General features: G+C 70.7%; 13 protein-coding genes. 10 read left to right on the forward strand and 3 right to left on the reverse strand.

Annotation, left to right across the window (positions count from 1 at the left end; genetic code table 11):
* The first annotated feature begins 11 nt into the window (after nucleotides 1-11).
* Nucleotides 12-659: a GntR family transcriptional regulator gene (locus tag C6C15_RS03410; RefSeq protein WP_060921379.1), complete on the forward strand. Its 648-nt coding sequence runs from the start codon at nucleotides 12-14 to the stop codon at nucleotides 657-659.
* 59 nt (nucleotides 660-718) lie between these two features.
* Here the strand turns inward: C6C15_RS03410 and aspS are convergent, their stop codons facing one another.
* A complete protein-coding gene (gene aspS / locus C6C15_RS03415; RefSeq protein ID WP_105949271.1) occupies nucleotides 719-2,020 on the reverse strand; it encodes an aspartate--tRNA(Asn) ligase in 1,302 nt (433 codons plus the stop codon).
* Between the two features lie 357 nt (nucleotides 2,021-2,377).
* Here aspS and C6C15_RS03420 point away from each other — a divergent pair, with 357 nt between their 5' ends.
* Nucleotides 2,378-3,397, forward strand: a complete 1,020-nt coding sequence (locus C6C15_RS03420; RefSeq protein ID WP_060921381.1) for a TerC family protein — start codon at nucleotides 2,378-2,380, stop codon at nucleotides 3,395-3,397.
* Nucleotides 3,398-3,491: 94 nt separating this feature from the next.
* A complete protein-coding gene (locus C6C15_RS03425; RefSeq protein WP_060921382.1) occupies nucleotides 3,492-4,784 on the forward strand; it encodes a hemolysin family protein in 1,293 nt (430 codons plus the stop codon).
* A gap of 24 nt (nucleotides 4,785-4,808) precedes the next feature.
* Here the strand turns inward: C6C15_RS03425 and C6C15_RS03430 are convergent, their stop codons facing one another.
* Nucleotides 4,809-5,711: an arginase family protein gene (locus tag C6C15_RS03430; RefSeq protein WP_082749957.1), complete on the reverse strand. Its 903-nt coding sequence runs from the start codon at nucleotides 5,709-5,711 to the stop codon at nucleotides 4,809-4,811.
* Nucleotides 5,712-5,749: 38 nt separating this feature from the next.
* Nucleotides 5,750-6,292 carry a hypothetical protein gene (locus C6C15_RS03435; RefSeq protein WP_060921383.1) on the reverse strand — a complete coding sequence of 181 codons (543 nt, stop codon included), beginning with the start codon at nucleotides 6,290-6,292 and terminating at the stop codon, nucleotides 5,750-5,752.
* A 157-nt stretch (nucleotides 6,293-6,449) separates the two neighbouring features.
* Between C6C15_RS03435 and C6C15_RS03440 the strand changes: the two genes are divergently transcribed.
* The 7 genes from C6C15_RS03440 (at nucleotide 6,450) to C6C15_RS03470 (ending at nucleotide 15,073) form a co-directional block, all read left to right on the forward strand.
* Complete coding sequence (locus tag C6C15_RS03440; RefSeq protein ID WP_231919576.1) at nucleotides 6,450-7,643, forward strand: sensor histidine kinase; 1,194 nt, start codon at nucleotides 6,450-6,452, stop codon at nucleotides 7,641-7,643.
* A complete protein-coding gene (locus tag C6C15_RS03445; protein WP_025104505.1) occupies nucleotides 7,640-8,242 on the forward strand; it encodes a response regulator transcription factor in 603 nt (200 codons plus the stop codon). The genes C6C15_RS03440 and C6C15_RS03445 overlap by 4 nt, the downstream gene beginning before the upstream one ends.
* Nucleotides 8,243-8,317: 75 nt before the next feature.
* Complete coding sequence (gene thrC, locus C6C15_RS03450; protein ID WP_060921384.1) at nucleotides 8,318-9,721, forward strand: threonine synthase; 1,404 nt, start codon at nucleotides 8,318-8,320, stop codon at nucleotides 9,719-9,721.
* Nucleotides 9,722-9,939: 218 nt separating this feature from the next.
* Entirely contained in the window at nucleotides 9,940-11,280 is a 1,341-nt protein-coding gene (locus C6C15_RS03455) for a purine-cytosine permease family protein (protein WP_060921385.1), read from the forward strand.
* Between the two features lie 43 nt (nucleotides 11,281-11,323).
* A complete protein-coding gene (locus C6C15_RS03460; RefSeq protein WP_105949272.1) occupies nucleotides 11,324-12,871 on the forward strand; it encodes a hydantoinase/oxoprolinase N-terminal domain-containing protein in 1,548 nt (515 codons plus the stop codon).
* Nucleotide 12,872: 1 nt separating this feature from the next.
* A complete protein-coding gene (locus tag C6C15_RS03465) occupies nucleotides 12,873-13,973 on the forward strand; it encodes a DUF917 domain-containing protein (protein ID WP_105949273.1) in 1,101 nt (366 codons plus the stop codon).
* Nucleotides 13,970-15,073 carry a DUF917 domain-containing protein gene (locus C6C15_RS03470; protein WP_105949274.1) on the forward strand — a complete coding sequence of 368 codons (1,104 nt, stop codon included), beginning with the start codon at nucleotides 13,970-13,972 and terminating at the stop codon, nucleotides 15,071-15,073. Before C6C15_RS03465 ends, C6C15_RS03470 begins: the two co-directional genes overlap by 4 nt.
* Nucleotides 15,074-15,076 lie beyond the last annotated feature (3 nt).

The following is a 15,076-nucleotide window of genomic DNA, read 5'->3' on the forward strand; positions in this document are numbered from 1 at the left end:
AACGCCGGTCGATGAGCGACGAGGCTTTCGTGCGCCTGCAGGATGCGATCATCAGCGGCGAACTCCAGCCCGGCGAGCGCCTGCGCGACTACGAGCTCGCCGAACGCCTCGGCACCTCGAAGACGCCGATCCGCCATGCCCTCGACCGCCTGGCCGACAACGGCCTCGTCGAGATGCAGCGCAACCGATACACCCGCGTGGCCCCGATCGATCTGGAACGGGTGCGCAACGCCGTCGACCTGTTCGGCGACATCTGGATCGGCTCGGTTCGTCACGTCATGCCGGTGATCCAGGACGACGATGTGGCCTATCTCGTGGAGCTCGCCGACGACATGGCGGCGTCGGTGCAGGCGCGGGACATCATCGCGTTCGGCGCGGCGCTCCGCAGCGCGGCGACGGGTTTCGCCCGGATCGAGGGCAACGCCACGCGCGCCAACTCCATCGAGCGCCTCGGCCCGCAGATCCGCCGGTTCACCCAGCACGCGAAGGACGCCGTGGACTGGTCCGCCGTCGAGGAGTTCGTCGGCGCGATCCGCGAGGCGACGTCGGAGCGCGACGCGGTCAAGACCCGTGCGGTGCTGGTGACCTTCTTCGACGAGACGCTCCCGGCGATCATCGATCGGGCCGAGCAGTCGGGACTGGCCGAGATCTCGGAGTGATCCTGCGCTGACGAACGAGGGCGACCGCACACCGCGGTCGCCCTCGTCGCGTCCCGGGGCTACGGCGTAAGGCGATGGACGTCGCGCGGGAACAGCGTCACCTCGCGGACGTTGGCCGCCTCGACCAGTCGGCCCACCCAGCGCTCCAGTCCGATCGCGAAGCCGCCGTGCGGAGGCATCCCGTGCGCGAACGCCTCCAGGTAGCCGGCGTACCTCGAGGGCGATTCGCCCCGCGCCTCGATCGCGGCGACGACCTCGCTGTGTCGATGCAGCCGCTGTCCGCCGGTCACGAGCTCCAGACCCCGGAACAGGAGGTCGAAGCTGTTGCTCCACTCCGTGTCGTCGGGCTGCGGGTGCGTGTAGAACGGACGCTTGCGCATCGGATACCCCTCGACGGCCAGCATGTCGCTGCCGAACTCCTCCTTCGCCCACGCCCCGAGCGCCCGCTCGTGCGCCGGGGAGAGGTCGGGCTCGTCGGCCGGAGCCCCGACCCGGCGCAGCGCGTCGCGGAAGTGCACGACGGGGATGTCCTCGGGGATGACGGGGAGCGTCGCGTCGAGCAGCGCGAGCTCTTCCGCTGCGTCGGCGCGGATGCCGTCGAGCATGCCTCGCAGCACGTGGCCGAGGAGTCGCAGGACGTCGCGGTGGTCGCGGATGAACCCGAGCTCGACGTCCAGCGACACGTACTCCGACAGATGCCGCACGGTGTCGTGGGGCTCGGCCCGGAAGACCGGCCCCACCTCGTAGACGCGTTCGAACACGCCGACGAGCTGCTGCTTGTAGAACTGCGGGCTCTGCGCGAGGTACCCGGTCCTGCCGAAGTAGTCCACGGGGAACACGTTCGCCCCCGACTCGGTCACGGTGTCGACGATCTTCGGGGTCTGCACCTCGGTGAAGTCCGCAGCGTCGAGCACCCGGCGGAACGCCCGCACGCTCGCCGCGGCGATCTGCCAGGTCGCGCGGCGTGCGGGGTGGCGCCAGGTCACCGCCGCGTGGTCGAGCAGAGTCGGAAGGCTCGTCTCGAGCGTCGGGCGCCACAGCTCAACGACCGGCGGTGCAGCCGGCTCCGACAGGCTCTCGATCTGCGGGTCGACGATCTCGACGCCGCCGGGGGCCTGCGGGTTCGCGGCGACGGTCCCCGTCACGCGGACCACCGTCTCCTCCGGAGGGAGGCCGTCCGTCGGAAGCTCGGCGGCACGGACGACGACCTGGGCGAGGCCCGAACGGTCGCGGATGATCAGGAACGCGACGGTGGCGAGTTCCCTCCGTCGATGGACGTGACCGAGCAGCATGACACGGCGGCCGGGGGTGGCCTCGGCGAGCTCCGCGGCGAGAGTGCGGGCGGGGTCGGGTGATCTCATTTCTCCTCCAGGTTGTGGGAGCCCTGGAGGTGTGGGCGGGGGCCAGATCGCGGTGCCACCACACCTTCGCCGGTGAGAAGCCGGCCTCTCGTCGGTACGCCGGACGCGCGGGGACCGCCTGCACGGAGGCCGGGGGTCGTCACGCCCCGGCGGTCGCCGCGTCCAGTCTAGGGGCGTTCTCGGCAGATCCACAGAATCGCTCGGGCACCGTCTCGTACCCTGGATTATCCAAGGGGAGTACTCCGACACGGTCGGGTCGTCATTACGGATGCGTCTGCATCCCGGCCCACCGGTCCCGCTCGGCGGGATGGGGAAGACTTTGGCGCTGTTCCGTCACGCCCGAGTCTGGAGTACCCGTTGGAAATCACCCCTTTGATCTGGGTCATCACGATCGCGGTCACCATCGCGTTCTTCGTGTACGAGTTCTTCGCGCACGTCCGCAAGCCGCACGAGCCGAGCATCGGCGAATCCGCGCGCTGGTCGATCTTCTACATCAGCCTCGCGCTGCTCTTCGGCGTGGGCATCGGCATGGTGTCCGGCTGGACCTACGGCGGCGAGTACTTCGCCGGCTACCTCACCGAGAAGGCGCTGTCGATCGACAACCTCTTCGTGTTCCTCATCGTGATGACGGGCTTCGCGGTGCCGAAGATCTATCAGCAGAAGGTGCTGATGATCGGCATCGTGATCGCGCTGATCCTCCGCGGCGTCTTCATCGCCGTCGGTGCGACCCTCATCGAGAACTTCTCCTGGATCTTCTACGTCTTCGGCGCGCTGCTGCTCTTCCTCGCGTACCGCCAGGCCTTCAGCAGCCACGAGAGCAACCCCGCGAACGGCCGCTTCATGACGTTCGTCCGTCGCCACCTCCCCGTCAGCGAGGAGTACAACGGCGACAAGCTCACGGTCGTCCAGAAGGGCAAGCGCTACGTCACGCCGATGCTGCTGACGATCATCGCGATCGGCTTCATCGACCTCGTCTTCGCCGTCGACTCCATCCCCGCCATCTACGGCCTCACCGACCAGGCGTACATCGTCTTCACCGCGAACGCGTTCGCCCTGATGGGTCTGCGCCAGCTGTACTTCCTCATCGGCGGGCTGCTGGAGCGCCTGGTGTACCTGGCTCAGGGCCTCGCCGTCATCCTCGCGTTCATCGGCGTGAAGCTCGTGCTGCACGCCCTGCACGTCAACGAGGTGCCGTTCATCAACGGCGGTGAGCCGATGCTGTGGGCGCCCGAGATCCCGATCTGGTTCTCGCTGCTCTTCATCGCCGCGACCATCGCGGTCGCCACCGTCGCGAGCCTGATGAAGACGCGCCGGCACCGCAACGCCGTCTCGTCCTCGACCGATTCCACCCCCACCATCGACAAGGAGCACTCTTGAGCGCGCAGCGCTGTTCTGACTCTTCGGACTCTGACAGTACGAGCACCCGGTTCATCCCGGGTGCTCACCCCGCCACCGAGGAGGTCGCCCGCTGATGGGCGATCTGCTCTGGAACATCGCCCTCGTCCTGCTCTTCGTGCTGATCGGCGGTGTCTTCGCTGCGACGGAGATGGCCCTGGTCACGCTGCGTGAGAGCCAGCTCAACGCGATCGCCGCTCGCGGCCGTCGGGGAGCGAAGGTCGCCGCCCTGGCCCGCAATCCCAACACTTTCCTCTCGGCGGTGCAGATCGGCGTGACCGTGGCGGGCTTCGCGTCCGCCGCCTACGGAGCGACCTCGATCGCGCCGTCCGTCGCGCCGTTGCTGGAGGACTGGGGCGTCGCGCCTCCGCTCGCGATGACGCTGGCCACGATCGTGCTGACGCTGATCATCGCGTACCTGTCGCTCGTGCTCGGCGAGCTCGTGCCGAAGAGGCTGGCGATCCAGCGCAACGCGCAGTTCGCGTACGCGGTCGCGCCGGCCCTGAACGGCTTCGCGACCGTCATGCGCCCGGTGATCTGGCTGCTGTCGGTCTCGACGAACGCGCTCGTCCGCGTGCTCGGCGGCGACCCGCACAAGACGAGCGACGAGCTCACCGACGAGGAGGTGCGCGACATCGTGGCGACCCACCAGGGCCTGCCCGACGACGAGCGCCGCATCCTCGACGACGTGCTCTCGCTGCGGGGACGCCAGGTGAGCGAGGTCATGCGCCCGCGACCGGAGGTCGTGGCGCTCGACGAGGCTGCCACGGTCGGGTCGGCGATGGAGCAGGTCCGCGAGCTGCCCTTCTCCCGGTACCCCGTGTCCCAGACGTCGATCGACGACATCACCGGCTTCGTGCACGTGCGTGACCTCTTCGAGGCTGCCGCGGATGACCCGGAGCGCCCGCTGCAGGGGCTCGTCCGCGACATCCCGTACATCCCGTCCACGGCGGGGGTGTTGCCCACCCTCACCCGGATGCGGGCCGAGGGACACCACATCGCCGTCGTCGTGGACGAGTACGGGGGCACCGACGGTCTCGTGACTCTGGAGGACCTCGTGGAGGAGGTCGTCGGCGAGATCTTCGACGAGTACGACGCCGAGGTCTTCCTCTCCGCCGACGACGGACTGGACGGGCGCCTCAACCTGCAGGACTTCGAGGAGGCGACGGGGCTCGCGATGCCCCGGGGGTCTTCGGACACGATCGCCGGATTCGTCACCGAGCAGCTCGGCCGTCTCGCCGTGGTCGGCGACACCGTCGAGGTGCCGGGCGCGACCATCCAGGTGGTGGAGATCGATCGCCGCCGCATCGCACGCGTGCGCGTCTCGATGCTCACCGATCCGGGTGCCGAGCGGGGCGTCGAAGACTGACGGACCGCCGGGTGGCGGGGCGCGTCAGTCGCGCGCTCCGCTGCCCAGCTCGCGAAGCCCATCGCTGAGGACCTCGGTCAGGAGCTGGGCGTAGCGGCCGTCCGGATCGAGGTCCGGGTCGAACACGGTGATGCTCGCCCCGATCGCCTGCGGGGCGAGGGCGCGCAGGAGTGCGGTGAGCTCCGCGGCACCGAGGCCGCCCGGGTCCGGGCTGTCGACGGCGGGCATCACCGAGGGGTCGAGCACGTCGACGTCGAGCTGCAGCCAGTAGCGACCGTCGGCGGCCGCGGCGGTCTCGGCGGCGACCGCGTCGGCTCCTCGTGCCAGGACGTCGGCCGCCGGCGTGACGCGCGCGAGGAGGCCGCGGACCTCCGCCTGCTCCTCGTCGTCGGCGCGATGCCCGATGTGGGCCGTGCGGGCGGGGGAGAAGTACGGCGCGAGTCCGTCGATGTCGGCGATCGCCGGCCAATGCACGCCGACGGCGCCCGCCAGCGCTTCGCCGGCCACGCTCGCGCACTCGTCGCTGTTGCCCGGGTGGCGGAAATCGGTGTGCCCGTCGATGTGCACGAGCCCCGCGCCTCCACGGCGCTTCACGGCGATCCCGGCGCCGATGAGGATGCCGCAGTCGCCGCCGATCACGAGCGGGGCGCGGCCCTCGTCGAGGACCTCCCCGATGCGCGCCGCCAGGCGGAGGGAGTGGTCGACGAAAGCGGCCTCGTTGCGTACTCGCCCCGCGGGCCGCGTGGCGTCGTCGTCCACGTAGCGGCCGGCGAGCACGATGCCGCCGTCGCTCGCGCCCTGACCGGTGAAACGCCGGAACAGCCCCGCCTCCCGGAACGCGTCCGGTGCCTTCGCGGAGCCGGGCACGCTGCCGGGCTCCGGTGGGCGCAGACCGAGGTTGCTGGGGGCCGACAGCAGAGTGATCATGCGCTCATCCTGCCCCCGGCGTCCGACATCGCCTCGGCTCAGCGGATGGCGTAGACGGCGCTCCCCACGATCACCGCGATGACGGTCGTCCAGCCGATGATCGCGACGGCCTGCCACACGAGGATGCGCCCCTTGCCGATGCCGGACGCGGCGAGCATGGTAGCGGTGAAGTGCGTCGGCAGCAGCAGCGGTCCCAGCAGGCTCACCCCGGGGACGCCGTAGCGCTCGAACGCGCGCTGGAACTTCTCGCGGCGCGCGGAGCCGCGTCCGGTCTCCACCGGGACGCCGTCGGCCTCCAGGCTCGTGCCGCCGCCCACCGTCACCGGCCGCTTCGCCCGCGAGCGGTCCACGATGGCCCGACGGGCGCCCGCGCTGGCGAGCACCAGGATCGCGACGCAGAGGAAGTTGCCGACCATCGCGGCGACGGCCGCGACCACGGGCGGGATGCCGCCGAGGATGCCGATGCTCGCGGCGCCCTCGCCTTCGACGAACGGCACCGCTCCGGCGAGGGCGACGATGAGGGGCTGGACGAGGTCGGGGACCTGGGCGACGAGGTTCTGGAAGGTCTCGATGAGGTTCATGGGGGAAGCTCCGGGTGTCGGTGCAGACGGTCTCTCCGTCGCGATGACCCCAGTCCAGTCGATGGCGCCCCGCGGTGGCAGTGCCGCCGCGTCACCGCTCTCCGTGCGGTTCGCCCCCGGATCCCGTGACATGTGTCACGCCTCTATCGTGGGGAGCGTGAGCAGTCCTTCCCCCGCTTTCCCCGATCCCGGTCCCGGTGCCCGCCAGCTCGCGCGGGGCATCACCGCCACCTGGTGGTACACGGTCGGCGGGGTGATCTTCATCGAGCTCATGCTGGTGGCCGCCTGGCTGGGCATCGCCGTGGCACTGGATCGCTCGGGCGTCGCGCTGCTCGTCGTGGGGGTCGGCGGGGTGCTCTGGGCGGCGTCGACCGTCCTGCTGCTGGTCGACTACCGTCATCGCGTCGACGCGGGCCCGGCGGTGGGCTGGGTGCGGTTGGCCGTGCCGACCGTCGTCGCCCTGATCTACGGCGGCGCGGCGGGGGCTCTGGTCGGCAGCTGGCAGCTCGCCGCGATGCCCGTGGTACAGGTCTTCGTGCTGGTGAGCTGGCCCCGCGGGATCCGGGTGCGTGTGGCCGTGGCGGCGACGGTCGCGCTCGTCGCTCTCGCGCTGCTCGACTCGACCACCCCCCTCGGTTCCGGGGTCCCGGTGTGGGTGCCGGTGCTCTACGGAGTCATGCTCCCCGGGATGACCGTGAGCTCGCTGTGGTGGTGGGACGTGCTCGTGGCCCTGGACCGGGCGCGCGCCTCGGAGGCGCGATTGGCGGCGACGCAGGAGCGCCTGCGCGTGGCGACCGACGTGCACGACCTCCAGGGGCATCATCTCCAGGTGATCGCTTTGCAGCTCGAACTGGCGGAGCGCTTGCTGCCCACCGATCCGCAGGCGGGGATGGAGCAGCTCCGCGCCGCCAGGGCGAGCGTCGACGACGCGCGGCAGGGCACCAGAGACCTCGCCACGCGATTCCGCTCGGTGCCCCTCGGCGACGAACTGGCGAACGCCCGGGATCTGCTCACGGCCGCAGGGCTCATCGTGGAGGCGCGGATCCACCCGGATGCGGACGCGGCACCCGCGGCCGACCTCGGTCCGGTGATCCGGGAGACGACCACGAACGTCCTGCGACACGGACGCGGTGGTCACGCGCGCCTGATCCTCGACCGGACGGCGGACGCCTGGCGGTACGAGGTCGCCAACGACGCGGCACCCACGGCCGAGGACGGGGCGGTCGGCTCCGGGCTCGAGGGTATCCGCCGGCGGATCGGCGAGGCGGGCGGCACGTTCGAGCAGCGGCGCGATGCCGACGAGTTCGTCGTGACGGTCACCGTGCCCGCGGGGGCGGAGATCGTCCGATGATCCGGGTGCTGCTCGCCGACGACGAGGGCATGATCCGCTCCGCGCTCGCCGCCCTGCTGCGTCTCGAGGCAGACATCGACGTCGTCGCGGAGTGCGCGGACGGCGAGGAGGCCGTCGCCGCCGCCGTCCGGCTCGAACCCGACGTGTGCCTGCTCGATCTGGAGATGCCCGGACTCGACGGCGTGCAGGTCGCGGAGAGGCTCAACCGCACGATCGCGACCCGCTGCATCGTCGTCACCCGGCACGCGCGTCCAGGGGTGCTCCGGCGGGCGCTCGCCTCCGGCGTCTCCGGGTTCGTGCCCAAGTCGCGAGGTGCGGACGAGCTCGCCGCGATCATCCGCCGCGTCGCGGCCGGCGCCCGGTACGTCGATCCGGAGATCGCGGCGGATGCGCTGAGCGACGAGCGGTCGCCGCTCACCGATCGGGAGCTGGACGTGCTCCGCGCCGGGCGTCGAGGGGAGACCACAGGACAGATCGCGCGGGCGCTCGCGCTGGCGCCGGGGACGGTGCGCAACCACATCTCCGTCATCCTCGGGAAGCTCTCGGTGAGCACCCGTCAGCAGGCCGTGCTCGTCGCTGAGGAGCGCGGCTGGATCTGACCGTCGTCACGCGTCCGTTCCGAGGGTCGCGGCCTGCGAGAATGGAGGCGCCGAGTCCCGAGCCGAGGAGCACACGTGCCGTTCATCTCCACCCGCGGCGGTATGCAGCCGCAGTCGTTCAGCGAGACGCTGCTGGAGGGCCTGGCGCCCGACGGCGGCCTGGCCGTCCCCGACGTCATGCCCGAGGTCGACGGCGAGACGCTCGAGCGCTGGCGTGCCCTGACCTATCCGCAGCTCGCGACCGAGGTGCTCGGCCTCTTCGCGACCGACATCCCGCGGGAGGACCTCGCCCGGATGACGGCGGCGGCGTACGCGGACTTCCCGGACGGCGTCGTCCCGCTGCGTCGCGTGGACGACGACCTCACGCTGGTCGGCCTCTCCGAGGGCCCGACGCTGGCGTTCAAGGACATGGCCATGCAGTTCCTCGGGCAGGTGCTGGAGTACACGCTCGAGCGCCAGGGCTCGGTCCTCAACATCCTCGGCGCGACCTCGGGTGACACCGGCTCGGCCGCGGAGCACGCCCTGCGCGGCAAGGAGCGTGTCGCGGTGTTCATGCTCTCGCCGCAGGGCCGGATGAGCGCGTTCCAGCGGGCGCAGATGTTCTCGCTCGACGACGCGAACGTGCACAACATCGCGGTGGAGGGCGTCTTCGACGACTGCCAGAACCTCGTGAAGAAGCTCGCCGGCGACCTCGACTTCAAGCGCGCTCAGCACCTGGGGGCCGTGAACTCGATCAACCTCGCCCGCATCACCGCGCAGACCGTCTACTACTTCTGGGCATGGCTGCGCGCGACCGACGCCGGCGGGTGGACCGAGGTGTCGTTCACCGTCCCCTCGGGGAACTTCGGCAACATCCTCTCCGGGTTCTTCGCGAAGCAGATGGGACTGCCGATCCGGCGCCTCGTCCTGGCCGCGAACGAGAACAACGTGCTCGACGAGTTCTTCCGCACGGGGGTGTACCGCCCGCGTAGCGCTGCGCAGACGCTGGCGACCTCGAGCCCGTCGATGGACATCTCGAAGGCGTCGAACCTCGAGCGCTTCATCTTCGAGCTCGTCGACCGCGACCCGGCGCGAGTGGTCGGCGCGTGGGACGACCTGGAGGCGCAGGGATTCTTCGACTTCTCGGCCGAGCAGCCGCGCTTCACCGAGGAGTTCGGCATCGTGAGCGGCACCTCGACGCACGAGGACCGGCTCGCGACCATCCGCGACGTGTACGAGGCCTCCGGCGAGGTGATCGACCCGCACACCGCCGACGGCGTGAAGGTCGCGCGGGAGTATGTCGAGCCCGGAGTGCCGATGCTGGTGCTGGAGACGGCCAAGCCGGAGAAGTTCGCCGAGACGATCCACGAGGCCATCGGGGTCGAGCTGGCGTACGCCCCCGAGCTCCGCGCCATGCTCGACGCCCCCCAGCGCGTGACCGAGATGCCCGACGACGAGCACGCTCTCCGTGCCTTCATCGAGGAGAACGCCCTTCACTGACCCGCGAGACCCCGCTTTCGCGCCGAAACCCCCTGTCCCGGACGCCGGAGACAGGGGGTTTCGACGTGAACCCGAGGTCTCGGCGACAAGAGAGGGAAATGCGGGGGTGGGCAGTGTGCACAGAGGGAGGGCGGATTGAGGCGGAGTGCACATGTCGGGGAGGAGAGGGGGTGAGTACCGTGGCGGGCAACCCGTATCCTCCTCCCGAAGGACTCCCCATGGCACGCACGGCGCACGCAGACGACTTCGCGCTCTCCCGAGTGACTCCAGAGGCCCGCAAGCCCTGGTTCGGAATCGCCGTCCAGCGATTCGGACAGGTCTCCGCCCTCTCGCAGTTCCTCCTCGGCGCGACCCTCGGTTACAGCATGACCTTCGGCGAGGCCGTCCTCGCCTTCCTGTTCGGCTCGCTCATCCTCGAGGTGATCATGTGCGTGGTCGGCTTCATCGGCCAGCGCGAGGGCCTGAACACCGCGCTCCTCGCCCGCTGGACGGGCTTCGGCGAGATCGGCGCGTCGCTCGTCGGCCTCGCGATCGGCATCAGCCTCATCGGCTGGTTCGGCATCCAGTCCGCCATCTCGGCGCAGTCGCTCGACGCCCTCATGCCCGGTGCCCTGCCGGTCTGGGCGTGGAGCCTCATCTTCGGCCTCGCCGTCACCGCGATCGTCGCCTTCGGCTTCGTCGGGATGCAGTGGCTCGCGAACATCACCGTGCCGCTGTTCCTGATCCTCGTCGGCTGGTCCGTCATCTCCGAGCTCACCCGCCACGACATCGGCGAGCTGCTCACCGGCCCGGCGCCCGGCCCGACCATGAGCGTCTGGGCGGGCACCGGCATCGTCGCCGGCGGTCTCATCGTCGGCGCGATCATCACGGGCGACATGACCCGCTTCAACCGCTCGCGGGCCGACGTCGTCAAGCAGACCGTGCTCGGCGTCTCCCTCGGCGAGTTCGTGATCGGCCTCGCCGGCGTGCTTCTCGCCCACGCGGCGGCGACCGGCGACATCGTCGCGATCGTCACCTCGTCCGTCGGGTTCGTCGGCCTGTTCATCGTGCTGACCGGCACGCTGAAGATCAACGACTGGAACCTGTACTCCTCCACGCTCGGCCTGGTGAACTTCATCTCCACGGCCTTCGGCAAGAACCTGCACCGCGTCACCACCACGATCGTCCTCGGCGTCGTCGGATCGGTGCTGGCGGCCGTCGGCATCCTCGGACAGTTCACCGAGTTCCTCGTCGTGCTCAGCGTCGCGTTCCCGCCGATCGCCGGGATCATGGTCGCCGAGTACTACGTGGTGCGCCGCTGGCGTCCTGAGCTCGACGCGACCCGCGAGACCGGAACCCTGCCCGGCACCGCGCCCCGCATCGTCCCGGCCACGATCGTCGTCTGGCTGGTCTCCTCGCTGGTCGGCTACTTCGTGACCTGGGGCATCCCCTCGCTGCTCAGCCTCTTCCTGTCGATGGTGCTCTACATCGTCGCCGGCAAGCTCGGCTGGGTGCGCGGCGTCGGCGTCGCGACCACCCGACAGGCGAACCCCGTCGACAGCGCCCCCGCCGCGGTCTGAGCAGACCCGCCGGACACGAACCACCTCCACGAAAGCGAGCATCATGCACATCGGCATCGACGTCGGCGGCACCAACACCGACGCCGTCCTCATGGACGGCACCCGCACCCTGGCCGGGGTCAAGCATTCCACGACCCCGGACGTGACGAGCGGGATCGTCCAGGCCATCGAAGACCTCCGTGCGGGGCACTCCTTCGAGGGTGGCGACATCGACGCGGTGATGATCGGCACGACGCACTTCATCAACGCGCTCGTGCAGGCGAGCCGGCTGGCTCCGGTCGCGGCGCTCCGGCTGGGTCTGCCCGCGACGCGCGCGCTGCCGCCGCTGATCGACTGGCCGGAGGTTCTCGTCGCGGCCACCCAGGCGCGCAGCTACCTCGCGCACGGCGGCTACGAGTTCGACGGCCGCCCGATCTCGCCGCTCGACCCGGACGAGATCCGCGCGCACGCCGAGGACATGAAGGCGCACGGCATCCGCTCGGTCGCCATCTCGTCGGTGTTCAGCCCGGTCAACCACGACCTTGAAGTGCGGGCGGCCGAGATCGTCGCCTCGGTGCTGGGGGAGGACGCCGCCATCTCGCTGTCGCACGAGATCGGCCGCATCGGACTGCTGGAGCGCGAGAACGCGACGATCATCAACGCCGCCCTCCGTGAGCTCGCGTCGGAGATCGTCGACGGGCTCACCTCGGCGGTCCGCGCGCAGGGCATCGAGGCGCCGATCTTCCTCAGCCAGAACGACGGCACGCTCATGGACGAGGACTACGTGCGCCGGTACCCGGTCGCGACCTTCGCCTCCGGCCCCACCAACTCGATGCGCGGGGCGGCGGCCACCAGCGGCCTCGTCGACTGCGCCGTCATCGACGTGGGCGGCACCACGGCCGACATCGGCCTGCTCATCAACGGCTTCCCCCGGGAGACGGCGAACGAGGTGAAGGTCGCCGGCATCCGCACGAACTTCCGCATGCCGGACGTGCTCTCCCTCGGCATCGGCGGTGGCAGCATCGTCGACGAGGAGACGGCCGAGGTGGGCCCGGCCTCGGTCGGCTACCGGCTGACGACGGAGGCGCTGGTATTCGGGGGCTCGACCCTCACGGCCACCGACATCGCGGTCGCCGCCGGTCGTGCGCAGGTGGGGGACCCCGCCAAGGTCGCGCACCTCGACCCCGCGTTCGTGGAGCGCGTGCTCGCCCGCATCGCGGAGCGCGTCGCGGAGGCGGTGGACCGGATGCGCACGTCGCCCGAGCCCATCGCGGTCGTGGCCGTGGGCGGCGGGTCCATCCTGCTGCCCGACGAGCTGCCCCTGTTCGGCACCGTGCATCGGCCGGAGAACTACGCGGTCGCCAACGCCATCGGCGCCTCGATCGCGCAGGTCGGTGGCGAGATCGACAAGGTCTACGCGATCGAGCCCGGCCGTCGCGATGAGACGATCGCCGAGGTGCGCGCGGAGGCCGTCGACAAGGCCATCGCGGCCGGTGCCAAGCCCGCGACCGTGTCGATCATCGACTTCGACGAGGTCCCCATCCCGTATCTTCCCGGCAACGCCACGCGCATCCGCGTGAAGGCCGTCGGCGACCTCGACATGGGGGCCTGACATGAGCACGACGATCACCGCCGCCGACATCGACGGTCTCGCCCGCGGTGCGGCCGTGCTCGGCACCGGCGGGGGCGGCGACCCGTACATCGGCGCCCTCCTCGCCCGCCAGGCCCTCGCCTCGGGAGACGTCACGGTCGTGGCGCTCGACGAGGTGCCGGACGACGCCCTCGTGCTGTTCGTCGCGATGATGGGCGCGCCCACCGTCATGGTGGAGAAGCTGCCGAGCCTCGCGGAGGTCATCGAGCCGGTCAAGGCGCTCGGCATCCATCTCGGCCGCCCGGTCACGCACATCGCCTGCGCCGAGGTCGGCGGCGTGAACTCGACGATCCCGATCGCCGCCGCCGCAGCGCTCGGGCTGCCCCTCGTCGACGCGGACGGCATGGGACGCGCATTCCCCGAACTGCAGATGGTGCTCCCGACGCTGTACGGCGTGACGGCCTCGCCGCTCGCCTTCAGCGACGAGAAGGGGAACACGGGCGTGCTGCAGACCGCCGACAACTCCTGGACCGAGCGCATCGCGCGCGTCGCGTGCGTCGAGATGGGCTGCTCCGTCATGATCTCCGGCTTCTCGATGTCGGGTGCCGCCGCACGCCAGTCGCTGGTGGCCGGGTCGCTGTCCCGGTGCATCGACATCGGTCAGCGGATCGCGGAGGCCCGCGAGGCGAAGACCGACCCGGTCGCCGCCGTCGTGGAGCTCCTCGGCGGTCGCGAGCTGTTCGGTGGCAAGGTCGCCGACGTGAACCGGGCCACGACGACCGGCTTCGCCCGTGGCCGGGCACGGATCGACGGAGACGGGGGCACCTCGCTCACGTTGCAGTTCCAGAACGAGCACCTCGTCGCGGAGGCGGACAGGCAGGTGCTGGCGACCACCCCCGACCTCATCATGGTCCTCGACGGCGAGTCGGGGGAGCCCGTCACGACCGAGGGGCTGCGCTACGGCCAGCGCGTCCGCGTGATCGCCGCTCCCGCTGACGAGCGTTGGCACTCGGACGCGGCTCTCGCGATGGTCGGCCCCGGGTACTTCGGCTACGACATCCCGGCGCACCGGTTCGACGGCACGGTCTCCGCCGGAGACGCCGCGGCAGGGGCCGCCGCATGAGCTGGGAGCTGACCGCGGCGGACCTGCCCGACCTCGCTCGCGGCGCGACGCTGCTCGGCACCGGCGGCGGGGGCGACCCCTACATCGGCAAGATGCTGGTCGAGCGGGTGCTCGGCGCCGGAGCGATCACGATCCTCGATCCGGACGACCTCGCCGACGACCTCTTCGTCATCCCGACCGCGCAGATGGGGGCGCCGACCGTGATGGTCGAGAAGATCCCCGCCGGCACCGAGCCCACGCTCGCGCTGCGCACCCTGGAGGATCACCTGGGACGCCGGGCCGATGCCACCATGCCGATCGAGTGCGGGGGGATCAACTCGATGATCCCGCTCATCGTCGCCGCGGAGACCGGTCTTCCGGTCGTCGACGCGGACGGCATGGGCCGGGCCTTCCCCGAGCTGTCGATGGAGACCTTCGCGGTCTACGGCGTGCACGGCTCGCCGCTCGCCCTCGCCGGAGAGCGCGGGGAGCGCGTCGTCATCGACACCGGGGACGACGATCGTCAGATGGAGTGGCTCGCCCGCGGTATAACGATCCGGCTGGGTGGCGTCGGTCACATCGCCGAGTACGCCATGAGCGGGGCCGACGTGCGGCGCACGGCGGTGCCGCGCACCATCTCGATGGCCCTCGCCCTGGGCCGGGCGATCCGCCTCGCCAGGGAGGAGCACCGCTCGCCGTTCGAGGCGATCGCCGCGACGCTCGCGACCACGCTCTACCCGCATGTGCGCGAGCTCTGCGTCGGGAAGGTGGTGGATGTCGAACGACGGACCACCGAGGGTTTCGCGAAGGGGCGGGCGGTCATCGCTCCGCTCGGCGCCGCGGAGGACGACACGTTCGAGATCGCGTTCCAGAACGAGAACCTCACCGCGCGGCGGGGTGGACGGCTCGTCGCGATCGTTCCCGATCTCATCTGCGTCGTCGATCACGAGACCGCCGAACCCATCACCACGGAGGGACTCCGCTACGGTCAGCGCGTCCGGGTGCTCGGCATCTCGACGCCGGCGATGATGCGCACCCCCGAGGCTCTGGCCGCCTTCGGGCCCTCCGCCTTCGGCCTGACCGAGGAGTTCGCTCCCGTCGAGGGGATGGCCGCGTCCTAGGCT

It is taken from the genome of Microbacterium sp. str. 'China', from assembly GCF_002993305.1.
GTDB lineage: Bacteria > Actinomycetota > Actinomycetes > Actinomycetales > Microbacteriaceae > Microbacterium > Microbacterium paraoxydans.